The sequence below is a fragment of the Pinisolibacter sp. DMC100 genome (assembly GCF_056313705.1).
Genome location: NZ_JBQUZT010000003.1, coordinates 455,062 through 470,424 on the forward strand (window position 1 = coordinate 455,062; position 15,363 = coordinate 470,424).

12 protein-coding genes and 2 tRNA genes are annotated in these 15,363 nt (G+C 70.7%); 2 read left to right on the top strand and 12 right to left on the bottom strand.

Going from position 1 to position 15,363, the window contains the following annotated elements; all coding sequences use genetic code 11:
• Positions 1-24: 24 nt before the first annotated feature.
• From ACT541_RS15280 to ACT541_RS15320, 9 genes are all read right to left on the bottom strand, one after another.
• Positions 25-100: transfer RNA gene (locus ACT541_RS15280), tRNA-Phe, on the bottom strand.
• Between the two features lie 212 nt (positions 101-312).
• Entirely contained in the window at positions 313-498 is a 186-nt protein-coding gene (gene yacG, locus ACT541_RS15285) for a DNA gyrase inhibitor YacG (protein ID WP_476137945.1), read from the bottom strand.
• 2 nt (positions 499-500) lie between these two features.
• The gene (locus ACT541_RS15290; RefSeq protein ID WP_476137946.1) at positions 501-1,136 is read right to left on the bottom strand and encodes a Maf-like protein; all 636 of its coding nucleotides are present in this window, start codon (positions 1,134-1,136) and stop codon (positions 501-503) included.
• 96 nt (positions 1,137-1,232) lie between these two features.
• Positions 1,233-1,679 carry an arsenate-mycothiol transferase ArsC gene (locus ACT541_RS15295; RefSeq protein WP_476137947.1) on the bottom strand — a complete coding sequence of 149 codons (447 nt, stop codon included), beginning with the start codon at positions 1,677-1,679 and terminating at the stop codon, positions 1,233-1,235.
• Between the two features lie 5 nt (positions 1,680-1,684).
• Positions 1,685-2,176: a UPF0262 family protein gene (locus ACT541_RS15300; RefSeq protein ID WP_476137948.1), complete on the bottom strand. Its 492-nt coding sequence runs from the start codon at positions 2,174-2,176 to the stop codon at positions 1,685-1,687.
• A gap of 54 nt (positions 2,177-2,230) precedes the next feature.
• Positions 2,231-3,523 (bottom strand): histidinol dehydrogenase, encoded by a 1,293-nt coding sequence (gene hisD, locus ACT541_RS15305; RefSeq protein WP_476137949.1) that lies wholly within the window; start codon positions 3,521-3,523, stop codon positions 2,231-2,233.
• A 132-nt stretch (positions 3,524-3,655) separates the two neighbouring features.
• Positions 3,656-4,090, bottom strand: coding sequence for a DUF2948 family protein (locus ACT541_RS15310; RefSeq protein WP_476137950.1), 435 nt, complete (start codon positions 4,088-4,090; stop codon positions 3,656-3,658).
• Positions 4,091-4,166: 76 nt separating this feature from the next.
• Positions 4,167-5,468, bottom strand: a complete 1,302-nt coding sequence (gene murA / locus ACT541_RS15315) for a UDP-N-acetylglucosamine 1-carboxyvinyltransferase (RefSeq protein WP_476137951.1) — start codon at positions 5,466-5,468, stop codon at positions 4,167-4,169.
• 189 nt (positions 5,469-5,657) lie between these two features.
• Positions 5,658-5,828 (bottom strand): hypothetical protein, encoded by a 171-nt coding sequence (locus ACT541_RS15320; protein WP_476137952.1) that lies wholly within the window; start codon positions 5,826-5,828, stop codon positions 5,658-5,660.
• A gap of 278 nt (positions 5,829-6,106) precedes the next feature.
• Between ACT541_RS15320 and ACT541_RS15325 the strand changes: the two genes are divergently transcribed.
• Positions 6,107-6,181, top strand: a tRNA-Thr gene (locus ACT541_RS15325).
• Between the two features lie 127 nt (positions 6,182-6,308).
• Here the strand turns inward: ACT541_RS15325 and ACT541_RS15330 are convergent.
• Complete coding sequence (locus tag ACT541_RS15330) at positions 6,309-7,475, bottom strand: nucleotide sugar dehydrogenase (protein ID WP_476137953.1); 1,167 nt, start codon at positions 7,473-7,475, stop codon at positions 6,309-6,311.
• A gap of 240 nt (positions 7,476-7,715) precedes the next feature.
• Here ACT541_RS15330 and ACT541_RS15335 point away from each other — a divergent pair, with 240 nt between their 5' ends.
• A complete protein-coding gene (locus ACT541_RS15335; RefSeq protein WP_476137954.1) occupies positions 7,716-8,681 on the top strand; it encodes a UDP-glucuronic acid decarboxylase family protein in 966 nt (321 codons plus the stop codon).
• A gap of 215 nt (positions 8,682-8,896) precedes the next feature.
• On the opposite strand, the gene ACT541_RS15340 is transcribed toward ACT541_RS15335, so the two are convergent.
• Together ACT541_RS15340 and ACT541_RS15345 are read right to left on the bottom strand one after the other, a co-directional pair.
• Positions 8,897-9,982 carry a glycosyltransferase family 61 protein gene (locus ACT541_RS15340; protein ID WP_476137955.1) on the bottom strand — a complete coding sequence of 362 codons (1,086 nt, stop codon included), beginning with the start codon at positions 9,980-9,982 and terminating at the stop codon, positions 8,897-8,899.
• Between the two features lie 223 nt (positions 9,983-10,205).
• On the bottom strand, positions 10,206-14,945 hold the full coding sequence (locus ACT541_RS15345) for an apolipoprotein A-IV repeat region-like domain-containing protein (RefSeq protein WP_476137956.1): 4,740 nt from the start codon (positions 14,943-14,945) through the stop codon (positions 10,206-10,208).
• Between the last annotated feature and the right edge of the window lie 418 nt (positions 14,946-15,363).

Below are 15,363 nucleotides of genomic sequence, written 5' to 3' on the forward strand. Positions count from 1 at the left end.
GGAGGCGAAACGGGGGGAGGAAAATGGTGCCTGGGGACGGATTTGAACCGCCGACACGCGGATTTTCAATCCGCTGCTCTACCAACTGAGCTACCCAGGCGACCGGGCGAGGAGGGCGGCGTGACCGCCACCTCGTTGGTGAGGCGCCTTATAGCGAGAGGTCGGAGGGCTGTCCAGAGGGGAGTGCGCGAAAAGATCGATCGGCACTTCGGCCTGTGGGCAAAGGCGCCGACGGCCTCGTCCCGGGTCTCCGTGCGAGGCGCCAAGATCCTGCCTCGCATGGGGAATTCGCCCTCGCCGCGGATGCGGACGTCAGTCCTCGCGGTCCTCGGCGCCGTCTTCCTCGACCACCGGGACGGCATAGGAACCGTTCAGCCAGCGGTGCAGGTCGACCTGACGGCAGCGCGGCGAGCAGAAGGGGCGATGGGCGGCGACCGCCGGCTTGCCGCAGATCGGGCAGGGGCGGGCGGTGGTCTCGGGAGCGGTGGTGCGGGCCATGGTCAGACCGGCACCGGCGGGTTCGCCCACTGGGCACGGACCGGATAACCCGCACCCTCGAGCAGGCCCATGACCTCGGCGAGCGGCAGGCCGACGACATTCGGGTAGGAGCCGATCAGCCGCACCACGAAGGCGCCGGCGAGCCCCTGGATGGCATAGCCGCCGGCCTTGCCGCGCCACTCGTCGGAGGCGAGATAGGCGTCGATCTCGGCGCGGCCGAGGCGCTTGAAGCGCAGACGGCTCTCCACCAGCCGCGTCTTGATCGCGCCCGAGGGGGTGACGAGACCGATGCCGGTCCACACGCGGTGGCCGCGGCCGGAGAGGAGCTTGAGGCATTCCTCGGCCTCGTCGCGGGTCTCGGCCTTGGGCAGGATGCGGCGGCCGACGGCGACGACGGTGTCGGCGGTGACGATGTGGCTGCCGGTCCAGGCGGCATCGCGCTTCGACCAGGCGAGGGCGGCTTCCGCCTTGTCCTTGGCGAGCCGCTGGGCGAGCTGGCGCGGCAGTTCACCGGCGAGCGGCGTCTCGTCGACGTGCATCGGCTGGAGATGATCGGGATCGAGCCCCATCTGCTGCAACAGCCCCAGCCGGCGCGGCGAGGCGGAGGCCAGCACGAGTTTGGGACGTTCGGCGGTCATGGGGATCTCTCGGACGATTGCGATTTCGCGCGCAAGCTAGCGGATCGGGGCGGGAAAGGGAACCCGAAGGGCGCGGGTGTGGTCGCGTCGCGGCGCTCAGCTGCCGCCGCCGGGCTTCCAGTCGAGGCGGGTGCGGATGCGGCGCTCGAGGCCGTCGCGGACCTGGCGGTAGGTGTCGAGGATCTGGTCGCGCGAGCCGGTGGCGAGCTGCGGATCGGGCGTCGGCCAGTACTCGACGTCGGCGGCGAGCGTCCGCGTCATGTCGAGCGCCTTGTGGTGGGCCTCCGGCGCCAGCGTGATGATGAGGTCGAAATTGTCGTCCTCGAGGTCCTCGATGGTGTGCGGCCGGTGCTTGGCGATGTCGAGGCCGACCTCCTCCATCACCTTGACCGAGAAGGGGTCGAGCTCGCCCTTACGGACGCCGGCGGACTGGATGTAGATCGACTTGCCGAACAGGCGGCGGGCCAGCGCCTCGGCCATCGGCGAGCGGACGGCGTTGAGGCCGCAGACGAAGAGCACGGAGGTCGGCCGCGTCCCGCCCATGCGTCTCAGCCTTTCCAGTGCAGGGCACAGATCAGGGTGAAGAGACGGCGGGCGGTGTCGAAGTCGACCGCGACCTTGTCGGTCAGGCGATCCATCAGCACCTGCGAGCCGTCGTTGTGCAGGCCACGGCGGCCCATGTCGATCGCCTCGATCTGCGACGGGGTGGCGGTGCGAATGGCGGCGAAATAGCTCTCGCAGACGAAGAAATAGTCCTTCACGATCTTGCGGAAGGGCGTCAGCGACAGGAGATGGGCGGCAACGAGGGTGCCGTCCTCCTCCTTGATCTCGAAGGCCATGCGGTTCTCGACCAACCCGAGGCGCAGCCGATAGGGGCCGCCGTCGTGGCCGACCGGCGCGAAGGAGTTGTCCTCGATCAGGTCCCAGATGGCGGTGGCGCGCTCGTGTTCGACGTCGGCGCTGGCACGGGCGATCGAGGCCTCGTCGATGTCGACGGCGACGAGGCGGGTGCGGGGCTTCGCGGGGTTGGCGTGGGGCATGGGATGCGTGCGGCCCTCCCGAGGCGACCGAGCGTCACGGGAGGGGTCCCGTGGTCAGAGGTTGAGGCGGATGGACACGGAGCGGCCGTGCGCGTCGAGCCCTTCGGCCTCGGCCAGCAGCATCGCCGCCGGCCCGAGCGCGCGCAAGCCCTCGGCATCGAGTTGCAGGATCGACGTGCGCTTGACGAAGTCGAGCGTCGACAGGCCCGACGAGAACCGCGCCGAGCGCGCCGTCGGCAGCACGTGGTTGGAGCCGCCGACATAGTCGCCGATCGCTTCCGGCGTGTGGTGGCCGAGGAACAGGGCGCCGGCATTGCGCACGCGTGCGGCCAGCGGCGCCGGATCGTCGAGGGCGATCTCGAGGTGCTCGGCGGCGATGCGGTCGGCGAGCGGCACCGCCTCGTCGAGGGTGCGGACGAGGACGATGGCGCCGTAGTCGCGCCAGCTCGCCCGCGCCGTCTCTGCCCGCGACAGGGTCGTCAGCTGCTTCTCGACCGCCTCTTCGACCGCGTCGGCGAGCTCGGCCGAGGTGGTGATCAGGATCGACTGGGCGGCGGCGTCGTGCTCGGCCTGGGCGAGCAGGTCGGCGGCGAGCCAGTCGGGGTCGTTCTTCTCGTCGGCGATGATCAGCACTTCCGACGGGCCGGCGATCATGTCGATGCCGACCTTGCCGAAGACACGGCGCTTGGCCGCCGCCACGAAGGCGTTGCCGGGGCCGACGATCTTGGCGACGGGGGCGATGCTCTCTGTACCGTAGGCGAGCGCGGCGACGGCCTGGGCGCCGCCGATCTTCCAAATCTCGTCGACGCCGGCGAGGTCGGCTGCGGCGAGGACGAGCGGGTTGAGCTTGCCGTCGGGCGTCGGCACCACCATGACGAGGCGGTCGACGCCGGCGACCTTGGCCGGCACGGCGTTCATCAGCACCGAGGAGGGATAGCTCGCGGTGCCACCGGGCACGTAGAGGCCGACCGATTCGAGCGCCGTCCACTTCGAGCCGAGCGTCACGCCGATCTTGTCGGTATAGACGTCGTCCTTCGGCAGCTGGCGGGCGTGGTGCGAGCGGATGCGGTCGCGGGCGAGTTCCAGCGCGGCCATCAGCTCGGGCGCGACGGCGGCCTTGGCGGCGGCGATCTCGTCGGCCGTGACGCGCAGGCCGGTCGGGCGCAGGTCGACGCGGTCGAACTTCGCGGTCAGATCGTAGAGCGCCGCGTCGCCGCGGGTGCGCACCTGCGCGATGATGTCGGCGACGGCGCGGTCGACGTCTTCGGAGACCTCGCGCTTCATGTCGAGGAGTTCGGCGAAGCGGCGCTCGAAGTCGGCGTCGCGCGTGTCGAGACGGATGGCCAAGAGGAGAGCCTCGGATGCGGGTGGGCGGCGGGGAGGGTGGTCCCCGTCATCTGGTGCGGTGGTAGCGGATCGTCGAGGGCGGGGCAAGGAATTGCCGCGTCGCGGGGGCGGGCGGCGCCGACGGTCAGCCGTTCACGCGCCGTGGTCGGGGCAGCTCGCGGTCGACCAGGCGGCGCCGAGATCGCCGAGGCCGACTTCCAGGCATTCGACCTCGGCGCGCAGGGTGGCGCCGCCGGCGAAGACCAGTTCGACGAAGCCCGAGGGCTCGTCGGTGGGCACGAAGCGCACGGCGAGGAGCTCCAGCACCGCGTCGGGCCTGCCGGGCGAGAGGTGCTGCGCCTGGACGCGGGTGACGCGGGCGAGATGGAGCACGGCGCGGCGGCGCTCGAAGGTCCGGGTGCGGGTGCCGAGCGCGCTTTCCCAGACGAAGCGGTTGAGCGCCACCACGAGGCGCTTCTCGTCGGCGCGCCAATGGATGTCGCCGACCTTGAGGACGGCGTCCTGCACCTGCGCCGAGACGATCTCGAGATCTTCGGCGTCGAGGGCAACGATCTTCAGGTCGGGCATGATCGGTTTCCGGTATCGGGAGCGCGGGGGTCTCCGGCCGATATGGGGACGGAGACCGCCACGCGCAACCCGGCGATCAGCGCATGCCTTCGCCGGAGATGCGCTCGACGATCGCGCCGCAGCGGCCGAGCTTCTCCTCGAGGCGTTCGAAGCCGCGATCGAGATGGTAGACGCGGGAGACGATGGTCTCGCCCTCGGCGACGAGGCCGCCGATGACCAGCGACACCGAGGCGCGCAAGTCGGTCGCCATGACGGGGGCGCCGACGAGGCGCGGCACGCCGGTGACCTTGGCGGTGCGGCCGTCGATCTCGATCCGGGCGCCGAGGCGGGCGAGTTCGGCGACGTGCATGAAGCGGTTCTCGAAGATCGTCTCGGTGATCTTCGACACGCCGTTCGACCGCGTCATCAGCGCCATGAACTGGGCCTGGAGGTCGGTCGGGAAGCCGGGGAAGGGCTCGGTCGTGACGTCGACCGGCAGGATCGGCCCGTCGCCGCGGGCGATGCGGATGCCGTCGGCGCGCACCTCGACCGTGGTGCCGGTGGCGGCGAGCACGTCGAGAGCGTTGCGGAGGAGGTCGGCCGAGGTGTCGGTCAGCAACACGTCGCCGCCGGTCATCGCCACGGCCATGGCATAGGTGCCGGTCTCGATACGGTCGGGCACGACGCGGTGGGTGGCGCCATGAAGACGCTCGACGCCCTCGATGCGGATGGTCGAGGTGCCGGCGCCGGTGATCTTCGCGCCCATGGCGACGAGGCAGGCGGCGAGATCGACCACTTCCGGCTCGCGGGCGGCGTTCTCGAGCACGGTCTCGCCCTTGGCCAGCGTCGCCGCCATCATCAGCGTGTGGGTGGCGCCGACCGAGACCTTCGGGAAGACGTAGCGGGCGCCCTTGAGCCCGCCGGGGGCCTTGGAGACGGCATAGCCGGCCTCGATCTCGATCTGGGCGCCGAGCGCCTGCAGGCCCTCGATGAAGAGATCGACCGGGCGGGTGCCGATGGCGCAGCCGCCGGGCAGCGACACCTTGGCCTCGTGGCAGCGGGCGAGCAGCGGGCCGATCACCCAGAAGGAGGCGCGCATCTGGCTGACCAGCTCGTAGGGCGCGCGGGTGTCGACGATGTGGCGGGCGGTCAGGTGAATGGTCTGGCCGGCGAGGTGGTCCTCGCCCGGGCGCTTGCCGTTCAGCGAATAGTCGACGCCGTGATTGGTGAGGATCCGGGTGAGCAGCGAGACGTCGCGCAGGCGCGGCACGTTCTCGAGGGTCAGACGCTCGTCGGTGAGCAGCGAGGCGATGATCAGCGGCAGCGCCGCGTTCTTCGCGCCCGAGATCGGAATGATGCCTTCGAGCCGATTGCCGCCGACGATGCGGATCTTGTCCATGTGACCTGTCCTTCGCGTATGCGCGGGAATGTCTGCCGCCGCCGCGGCGCCTCGCGCCTCGCGCTCCTCCTGCGTGCGCTTCCCTTAATGCCTCCCGGATCGGGGGGCAAGCGAAGCGCGCCCGGCAAAGCACCGGCGCGCAAGGTCGTGGTGAATTCCGGCGAGATCGTGGAGGCCGCCCGCGACCGATCAGTCCGCGTCGGAGGCGTCGTTTCCGGCCGCCTCGCCCACCGCGTCGCGTCTCCCGCGCGCCTGTTCCTTGCGACGGCGCAGGTTGGCGCGCAGTTCGGCGGCGAGGCGTTCGGCGCGCAGTTCGGCGGCCGTCGGGGCGGGGCGGGTCTTGTCGGCGTCTTCGGACATGGCGGCATCCTGCCCGAGGCGCGGCGCGGCGGCAAGCCGGGCGAAGCGTGGGGCGGAGCGATGGGCGCGGGGTCGGCGAGGGGGCTTCGCGGTCGTGCCCGCATGCGGACGGGGGAGGGGGCGGGGTGTTTTCCACCGGAGAAACGGCGGCTCGCGGCGGCATTTCGCGCGGCGACGATTTCGCGTGCCGGAAGGCTTGCAACGGGGGAGCGGCTGTGGCACATAGCGGGCCGCGCGAGGTCGCCGGGCGGAAACGCCGCTTCCTCGAACGACGGTACGCTGCGGTAGCTCAGTGGTAGAGCACTCCCTTGGTAAGGGAGAGGTCGAGAGTTCAATCCTCTCTCGCAGCACCATCTCCCCTCCCGACGATCACGACTTCGCCCGCGCATCGCGCGTTCGTCGACGCATGGCCGTTCCCGCACGCGGGTTCGCCGCGCGGCGTGATCCGGCTCGCTGCTTCTTGCTCTCTCGATTCGGCCCTCAGTCCCGCCCGAACAGATCCCGCGTGAAGATCTTGTCGGCGACGTCGTCGAGGGCGGCGTCGCGGCGGTTGGCGACGATCACGTCGCAGCGCGCCTTGAACTCGGCGAGGTCGCGGACCACCGGCGAGTTGAAGAAGGTCGGCTCCGACAGCGTCGGCTCGTGGACCAGCACCTCGATGCCCTTGGCCTTGATCCGCTTCATCACGCCCTGCACGGCGGAGGAGCGGAAGTTGTCGGAGGCCGACTTCATCGTCAGGCGGTAGATGCCGACGGTGCGCGGGCGGCGGGCGAGAATCTCGGAGGCGATGAAGTCCTTGCGGGTCGAGTTGGAATCGACGATCGCCCGGATCAGGCTCTGCGGCACGTCGCGGTAGTTGGCGAGCAGCTGCTTGGTGTCCTTGGGCAGGCAATAGCCGCCGTAGCCGAAGGACGGGTTGTTGTAGTGGTCGCCGATGCGCGGATCGAGGCCGACGCCGGTGACGATCGTCGCGGTGTCCAGGCCGCGGGTCAGCGCGAACGTGTCGAGCTCGTTGAAGAAGGCGATGCGCATCGCGAGATAGGTGTTGGCGAAGAGCTTGATCGCCTCCGCCTCCGTCGAGCCGGTCAGCACCACGGCGACGTTCTTCTTCTCGGCACCGGCCTCGAGCAGGCCGCCGAAGGTGCGGCCGATCTCGCCGCGGTCGCCGACGACGATGCGCGAGGGGTGGAGATTGTCGATCAGCGCCCGACCCTCGCGCAGGAACTCGGGCGAGAAGACGATCGCCTCGGTGCCGTGCAGGCGGCGCATGCGCTCGGTGAAGCCGACGGGGATGGTCGACTTGACGATCACCGCGGCATGCGGCGCGCGGTCGCGGGTCTCGGCGATCACCGCCTCGACGGTCGAGGTGTCGAAATGGTCGTTGACCGGATCGTAGTCGGTCGGGGTCGCCACCACGACGAAGTCGGGGGCGTCGTAGGCGAGGCTCGCGTCGGTGGTGGCGGTCAGGCGCGGGATGCCGGCGGCCAGCGCCGCCTCGACCTCGGCGTCGCGCAGCGGCGACTGGCCGGCGGCGATGCGGGCGATGCGGGCGGCGTCGACGTCGAGCAGCACCACGTCGGAGTTGCGGGCCAGCAGAATGGCATTCGACAGGCCGACGTAACCTGCCCCCACGACGGTGATCTTCATGCGCGATCCTTCCGGCTGCGTCCCTTGCCGAACCTTCACCGCAGCCGTAATGAGTGCGCGTGACGGAACCGTGTCGGACGGGTGCGGCACGAACGGACGGCTGCGTTGCGCGTTCGTTCGGCGCGCCTCCCGTCGGCGCCGGCGGCTCTCGTTTAGCCGCGAAACCGTGTCTCGTCGAGGCGCGGGGCCTCAGCCATCGAGACCAGGGCGGGCGGGTGCTCGCGGAACGGACGTGAAGCCATGACCAGACGCATCCTCGTGACCGGCGGCGCCGGCTTCCTCGGCTCCCATCTGGTGGAGCGCCTGCTCGAGCGCGGCGACGAGGTGCTCTGCGTCGACAATTTCTACACGGGCACCCGGCGCAACGTCGAACATCTGCTCGGCCATCCGCGCTTCGAGCTGATGCGCCACGACGTCTGCTTCCCGCTCTACGTCGAGGTCGACGAGATCTACAATCTCGCCTGCCCGGCCTCGCCGGTCCACTACCAGCACGATCCGGTGCAGACGACCAAGACCAGCGTCCACGGCGCCATCAACATGCTGGGGCTGGCCAAGCGGCTGCGCGCCAAGATCCTCCAGGCCTCGACCTCGGAGGTCTACGGCGACCCGGCGGTCCATCCGCAGGTCGAGGGCTACTGGGGTAACGTCAATCCGATCGGCATCCGCTCGTGCTACGACGAGGGCAAGCGCTGCGCCGAGACGCTGTTCTTCGACTATCACCGTCAGCACAGGCTCCGGATCAAGGTCGTCCGCATCTTCAACACCTACGGGCCGCGGATGCACCCGAACGACGGCCGCGTCGTCTCCAACTTCATCGTCCAGGCGCTGCGCGGCGAGGACATCACCATCTTCGGCGAGGGGCTGCAGACGCGCTCCTTCTGCTATCGCGACGATCTGATCGAGGCGATGATCCGGATGATGGACACCGGCGACGACGTCACCGGGCCGATCAACATCGGCAATCCGGGCGAGTTCACCATCCGCCAGCTGGCCGAGCAGGTGATCGAGCTGACCGGCGCGAAGTCGAAGCTCTTGTTCCAGCCGCTGCCGCAGGACGATCCGATGCAGCGCCGGCCGGACATCACGGTGGCGCGCGAGACGCTCGGCTGGGCGCCGACGATCGACCTGCGCGAGGGTCTGACGCGGACGATCGCCTATTTCGACGCGCTGCTGAAGGGCTCCCCCGCCGACGCGCTGCCGCGCTGAGGGGCAGGCCTCACACCGAACGCACGAAGTTCCGACCCTCTCGGTCTGTCGCGGAGGTCCTTCATCCTGAGGTGCTCGCGAAGCGAGCCTCGAAGGGCGAAGGGCCGAGTGGCAAGGCCCGTCGACGACTTCGCCCTTCGAGGCCCGGCTTTCAGCCGGGCACCTCAGGGTGAAGCCGAACAGAAGCAAAGGGTTGGAGCGCCGTACGCCGGATGTCACCCGCGGTCGAAGGTCTCGAGCACGGCGGCGAAGCGGGCGGGATCGGCGACGTAGTTCGCCAGATGCGCCGAGGAGCCGACGTCCGGCGCGCCGGGCGAGGCCGACCAGTGGCGGTGGCCGCAGGCGGCGGCGAGGGCGACGAAACAGTCCGGGTTCTCGGGCACGCGGAACTCGAGAACCGAGGCGCCGGCCGGCATGAACATCATGTTGGTGAGGCCCGCGCCGTGCATCGAGACGAGGTGCGAGGCGTTCGCCAGCGTCAGCACCTGATCTTCGAACGACAGCTTCTCCATCTGGACGACGGCGTAGCCGGCGGCACGAAGCGTGCCGGTGATCGCGTCCTCGTTGACGAACTTGCGCTTGTCGGCGGCGGCGCGGCTGACGAAGACCTTGCTCTTCGGTGCCTCGGGGACGTCGGCGAGGCCGCGTTCGCGGCGCACGGCGGCGGCGATGCGGCTGCCGATGACGCCCATCAGATCGGCGCGCTGGCGGGCGCTGGGGGCGAGTTCGGTCGGCACCGACAGGCGGGCGACCTTCAGTGAACGGCCGGCGGGGACCCAGACGACGTCGTCGATGCCGAGGAGGCGCAGCGAGGCGCCGACGAAGACCCACCGGGCAAGGCCCTGCGGCAGCAGGATCGGCAGGTCGGGTTCGAATTCCTTCAGGAGCAGGATCTTCGGCAGGACCTCGCAGAACCAGTGATAGTAGTTCGCCGCCCAGCCGTTGGTCGCCCAGCCGCCGCGGGCCTGCGGGCTCGTGTCGAAGAGCGAGCGCAGGCTCGCCTTCATCGCGGCGCGGAAATAGGACCAGCGCACGCCGAGGATCGCCTCGGCGAGGTTCGACCAGTCGAGGCCGACGTGGTTCTTCGCGGTCAGACGGGCGCCGACGCTCGATTCGACCATCGGCCGGAAGCCGCGGAAGAGGAAGCCCTCGCCGGTCGCCTTCACGCCGCGATAGGTGCGGATCTCGCCTTCGGAGACGAAGTCGCCGGCGGGACGCGCGAACAGCGGGGCATCGTCGAGACGACGGGATTCGGCGACCGTGAAGGTCTCGGTCGGAAGGACGTGGCGCTCGAAGGACATCCGCGGTTCAGCTCTCGTGCCTCGGCCGGTCGGCCGGCGGCGCGGACCCGCCCGCGCCGAACGCGGCGCAGGATAGGGAGCGGTCGGCGAATGGCAAGAGGGGCCGGGGAGGGCGCGCGGTGCCGCGTCGCCGCGGCCGCGTGAGCGCCGCATGCCGCCGAAACGAAAGAGGGAGGGCACGGGGCCCTCCCTCTCGATCTCGCGGTGCCACCCGTCGTCGCGCTCAGCCGAGGCGGCCGGCGACGTGGGCGAACATGGTGTAGACCTTGCCCGTGTCCGAGGCGAGGTAGGTGCGGGCGACGTCGGGATCGCGCGAGCGGCCGGCATCGTCGAGCAGCGTCTCGAAGTCGCCGACGTAGCGGTCGACGGCGGTGCGGAAGTCGGTGTCGCGCTGGTACTTGCGACGGATCTCCTCGAAGGTCTGCTGACCCTGCACCGTGTAGAGACGGCGGGAGAAGGCGGCGCGTTCGCCGCGATCGTGACGCTCCCACGCGTCGACATAGGCGGCGTCGTCGATGCCGCGGGCGATGTCGCCGGCGAGTGCGTTCAGATTGTCGCCGGTGGAGGCGGCGGCGCCGCGACCCCAGGACTGGGCGGCCGGTTCCTCGTCGCGCGAGGCGCGGCGCAGCAGGTCGGAGACCCAGCCGCCGCGACCGGCCTCGGCGGTCTCCTCGGCGGCGGGCGTCGGTGCCGGGGCCGGGGCGGGACGGGCGTAGCTGCCGTAGGCGGGCGGCTGCGGCGCGGGCGCCGGTTCGGCACGACGCGGTTCGTTCCACTGGCTCTCGGCGACCGCCGCGGCGGCGGGACGGCGCGGGGCCTCCCAGCGCGACGGTTCGGCCACCGGCGCAGGTGTCGGAGCGGGCGCCGGCGCGGCGGCGCGGGCCGCCGGCGGGGTGGTGCGCGAGACGTCGAGATGGGCGTTCTGACGGCCGACGAGGCTCGACAGTTCCGACAGGGCGCGCAGCTGGTCGGTGACGATGCGGCGCAGGTTGGCGGTCGACTTCTCGGTCTCTTCCGGCAATTCGAGGACGCCGCGACGCAGCTCGCCGCGGGTGGCCTCGAGTTCGGCCTGCATGATGCGGGCGGCCTCCCGCATCTTCTCGGTGGCGTCGGCGAAGCGGGCGGTGGTCTCGGAGACCGCACGCGTCATCTCGCCGATCATCGCCTCCTGGGCGGTGCGCAGGGCCTCGGCCGAGCGCTGGCCTTCGGTGCCGGCGGTGGTGCGCATCGTCTCCAGCTGCGAGACGACGCGATGCATCGCCTCGTCGGCGGAGGAGGTGAGGGCGGCACCGACGTCGCGGGCCCGCGTCTCGGCGGCATTCAGCGTGTCGGCGATGAGGCTGGTGAAGCCGTTCATCAGGCCTTCGACCGAACGGGTCTTCTCGAACAGGCCGGTGGCGAGGCTCTCCAGCGCCTGACGGCGCTCCTCGACGGTGGTCTCGAGGGCGCGGTTGGCCTCGCCGATGAGATGGACGGCGTCGTTGAGCGTGCGGGTCTGGGTCTCGAAGCGCAGGGCGAGCTCGGAGACGTCGCCCATCACGCTGTCCTTCAGCGTGGCGATCTGGCCGGCCATCGCCTCGGTCACGCTGCGGGTCTCGCCGAGCGTGCGCTCGAGCACCATGCGCGCCTCGTCGGTGCGGCCGCCGAGGTTCTTCTCGACGAGGTCGAGGTTCTCGGCCGCGCGGTTCATCACGCCGTGCAGCGTGAGATTGGCCTCGGTCAGGCGCTCCAGCAGGGTGCCGACGTCCTGGCTCAGGCGCTCGCGCACGTCGGAGACGACGCGGGTGGCCTCGATGCCCTGGCGGGCGACGGCCTCGGTGAGGTCGCGGCCCTTGCGATCCAGCGCCTCGACGATGATGCCGCGGGCCTGATCGATGCGCTGCTCGATCTCGCCGACCTTGCCGTCGATCGCCTGAGACAGCAGGTTCGAGGCGCTCTCGGCGCGACCGGCGAGTTCGGCGGTGCGCTGGGCGAGGGTCTCGGTGAGCTGGCCGCCGCGGGTCTCGACCAGTTCGGCGATCGCCTGGGTGCGGGCGTCGAGTTCGCCGACGATGTCGCCGGCGCGACCGACCACGACGTGCTCGAGCGCCTGGGTGGCGTCGGCGACGTGACGGGCGGCGCCTTCCAGCGTGCCGGCGATCTGATGGGTGATGCGCTGCGATTCCTCGGCGAGCGCCGAGGCGACGCCCTCGAGGCGGTCGCCGACGATGCGGTCGAGGTTGGCGGTGCGGGCGTCGAGGGCGGCGGTCGCCTCCGCGGTGGTGCGGCCGATGGTCTCGGCGATGAAGGCGGTGCGTTCGTCGAGGACGGCGGTCGCCTCGGCCGCGGTGCGGCCGATCGCCTCGGCGACGTGCGCGGTGCGGGCGTCGAGAGCGGCGGTCGCCTCGGCGGTGGTGCGGCCGATCTGCTCGGCGATCGCGGCGGTGCGTTCGGTGGCGATGGTCTCGATGCGGCGGGCGCTCTCGTCGAGCGTGCCGGAGACCTCGACCAGACGGGCGCCGAGCGTGCCGTTGATCTCGGCGACGCGGTCGGCGAGGTGGCTGCCGACCTCGTCGGCGCGGGCCGCCAGCGTGCGGCCGACGTCGGACAGGCGATCGTCGAACACCGCGGAGATCTGCGCCTGACCGTCGATGAAGGTCTGGGCGATGTCGCGGGTGCGATCCATCAGGTTGCCGGCGATGATGCGGCCGCGCATGTCGAGCGCTTCGTCGATCTTGCGGGCGCGGCCGTCGAGCGTCTCGCCGAGCGCGGTGGCGCGCTGGTCGAGGTCGAGGGTGACGCCCTCGATGCGCTCGCCGATGGTGCGGCCGGCGGCCTCGATGCGGCCGTCGATCATCTCGGTGAGGCCCTCGATCTTGCCGTCGAGCACGTCGGTGGCGGTGGTCAGGCGGTTCTCGACGATGTCGCGGATGGTGTCGGTGCGGCTGCCGATGGCCTCGACCAGGCCGGCGGCGCGGACGTCGACGATCTCGCGCAGGCTGTCGACCTGACCGGCGATGGTCTGGCCGACGTCGGCCATGCGCTCGGCGACCTGTTCGCCCTGGCCGGCGACCAGATGGGCGGCCTCCGTGCCGGCGCGCACGAGGCGCTCGGCGAGGTCGGCGGTGCGGCCGGCGAGGTCGGAGCCGACCGAGGTCAGCGTCGACTCGAGGCTCGACTTGAAGTTGGCCGACTGGGTCGCCAGCAGGCCTTCGATCTCGCGGCCGGTGCCGGCGATGCGGTTCTCGAGGTCCGAGCCGTGGACGACGATCGACTGGTAGATCTTCTCGCCGGTCTCCGACAGACGGTCGGCGAGGTCGCCGCCGCGGATGGAGATGGTCTCGGCGATCTTGGAGCCGGTCTCGTCGAGCCGGTCGGTGATCTCGGCGCCGCGCAGCGACATGTCGACGACCAGCGACTGGCCGGTCGACTTCAGTGCATCGGCGACTTCCGCCGCGCGCTCGGAGATCGAATCGACCACCTCGCCGCCGGTCTTCGACAGGCGTTCGCCGATCTCGACGGCCGACACCTTGAGCGACTGATTGACCGCGTCGCCGCGGGCGGCGATCGTCTCGGCGATGACGTTGCCGGTGGCCGCGAGGCTGTCGGTGAGGCTGGAGCCGGTGGCCGAGAGGTTCTCGACCAGCGTCGCGCCGGTCTTCGACAGATTGCCGGTGACCTGCTCGGAATGCGCGGCCAGCGTCGTCACCAGATGGTCGGTGCGGTCGGCCAGCGTGACCGACAGCGTGTCGCCCATCGAGCGGACGGTCTCGGTCAGCAGTTCGGTGCGGTCGGTCAGGTTGGCGATCAGCTCGTCGCCGGTGCGGTTGAGCGTGTCGGTCAGCTCGAAACCCTTCACCGACAGCGTCTCGGCCGCCATCTGGCCGGCGGAGGCGATGGTCTCGGAGACCGAACGGCCGGTCGAGGTCAGCGTCTCGATGACGCGGCCGGACTGGCCGCCGAGCTGCTCGACGACGTTGCCGACGGTCTTCTCGAGCGTCGCGTTGATCTCCTCGGACTTGGAGCCGAGGTTGGAGAGCAGGTGCTGCGAGGCCTCGGTCGCGGCCTCGACGATGCGCTCGCGGGTCGACAGCAGGTCGCCCGACAGGCCCTCGTGGGCGCCGGTGATGGCGGCGCGGACGCGCTCGGAATTGTTGACGATCGCCTCGCGCTGGTTGACCAGCTCCTCGATCAGCGACCGGATGCGCAGCTCGTTCTCGCCATAGGCGCGCTCGAGCTGGGAGACCTCGTTGTGCACCAGCACCTCGATCTCGCCGGCACGGGCGACGACGCGCTCGAGGCCGTCGCCGACCGCCGCCATCTCGCGGCGGATGGCGTGACCGACCGACACGACGGCTTCCTGGGCGTTGGTCTCGGGCTCGGCGAGACGCAGGGCGATCTCGGTCATCGAGCGGGCGGTGAGGCGCAGTTCCTGCGCGCGGCGCACCAGCGTGGCGAAGGCGAAGACGAGCAGGACCGGCAGGACGATGCCGGCGATCGCGGCGATGGCGCGCGGATCGCGCAGCGTCGCACCGCCTTCCGCCGCCGGGACCGACGAGAGGAAGGACCAGAACAGCCAGCCGGCGACCGCGATCCAGACGATCGAGACGAGGGCGGCGAAGACGAAGGGCGTGCCGGAGGGGCGACGGTCGAGTGCCTGGGCGATGGTCAGCGTGGTGCGACGATCGTCGTTGGCGGCGGCGCGCGGCTGCGACAGGCCGGGGGCGGCCTGCGGCGCGGCCTCGGCGGCGCGGCGCGGCTCGGCGACCGGACGGGCGGCCGGGGTGGGTTCTTCGAGGGCGGCCTCCAGCGAGCGGCCGAGGCGTTCGGCAGCGGCGTCGGCGCGCTGCTCCGGTTTGACGACCGGTGCGGCGCTGCTGCTCGCGGTCTCGCCGAGGTCGACGAGATCGTGCTTCAGCGCCTCTTCGACCGCCGAGAGTGCCGCCTCGACGGGATCGATCGACTTGTTGGGAGTGGTGCCCATGATGGTCAGTGCCTCGTTTCCGTACGCCGTACCTGCCGGACCCCGGTCGCCCGCGCCGCCGCGGACGTTCCGGGCAAGGTCTCGGTCGATCGCCTGTGGCCGATCCGGGTCGAGCATCCGCTCCGCTCGTCCCGTTCCGGTCGCGTCTTCCGGGGTCGAAGAAAGTCGCCCCCGCTCGTGTGGGGACGCGCCTCTCCAGAGTCCATGCCGCTCCTGAATGGTAACGGGACATTAACGAATAGGAAACCGCCGCCGGGGTTTTTTGCCCATCAGGGTTAACGCCGACCACGCTTTCTGCGCCTCGGAGCAGTGGATGACGCGAAACGGCCGGGATCTGCCGTCGGGTAAGCGCGTCAACCTCGCGTTTACTTCGTTTCCGATCGGTTGCCCCGGGGCGGCGTCGAGGCCTCTCGATTTA

Coding starts and splice junctions, on each gene's coding strand:
- ACT541_RS15340 (WP_476137955.1), bottom strand. CDS start 9,982: ATGTCCTTCGAGCGCCACGTCCTTCCGACCGAGACCTTCACGGTCGCC.
- ACT541_RS15330 (WP_476137953.1), bottom strand. CDS start 7,475: ATGAAGATCACCGTCGTGGGGGCAGGTTACGTCGGCCTGTCGAATGCC.
- ACT541_RS15335 (WP_476137954.1), top strand. CDS start 7,716: ATGACCAGACGCATCCTCGTGACCGGCGGCGCCGGCTTCCTCGGCTCC.
- ACT541_RS15310 (WP_476137950.1), bottom strand. CDS start 4,090: ATGCCCGACCTGAAGATCGTTGCCCTCGACGCCGAAGATCTCGAGATC.
- murA (WP_476137951.1), bottom strand. CDS start 5,468: ATGGACAAGATCCGCATCGTCGGCGGCAATCGGCTCGAAGGCATCATT.
- ACT541_RS15345 (WP_476137956.1), bottom strand. CDS start 14,945: ATGGGCACCACTCCCAACAAGTCGATCGATCCCGTCGAGGCGGCACTC.
- ACT541_RS15300 (WP_476137948.1), bottom strand. CDS start 2,176: ATGCCCCACGCCAACCCCGCGAAGCCCCGCACCCGCCTCGTCGCCGTC.
- ACT541_RS15295 (WP_476137947.1), bottom strand. CDS start 1,679: ATGGGCGGGACGCGGCCGACCTCCGTGCTCTTCGTCTGCGGCCTCAAC.
- ACT541_RS15290 (WP_476137946.1), bottom strand. CDS start 1,136: ATGACCGCCGAACGTCCCAAACTCGTGCTGGCCTCCGCCTCGCCGCGC.
- yacG (WP_476137945.1), bottom strand. CDS start 498: ATGGCCCGCACCACCGCTCCCGAGACCACCGCCCGCCCCTGCCCGATC.
- ACT541_RS15320 (WP_476137952.1), bottom strand. CDS start 5,828: ATGTCCGAAGACGCCGACAAGACCCGCCCCGCCCCGACGGCCGCCGAA.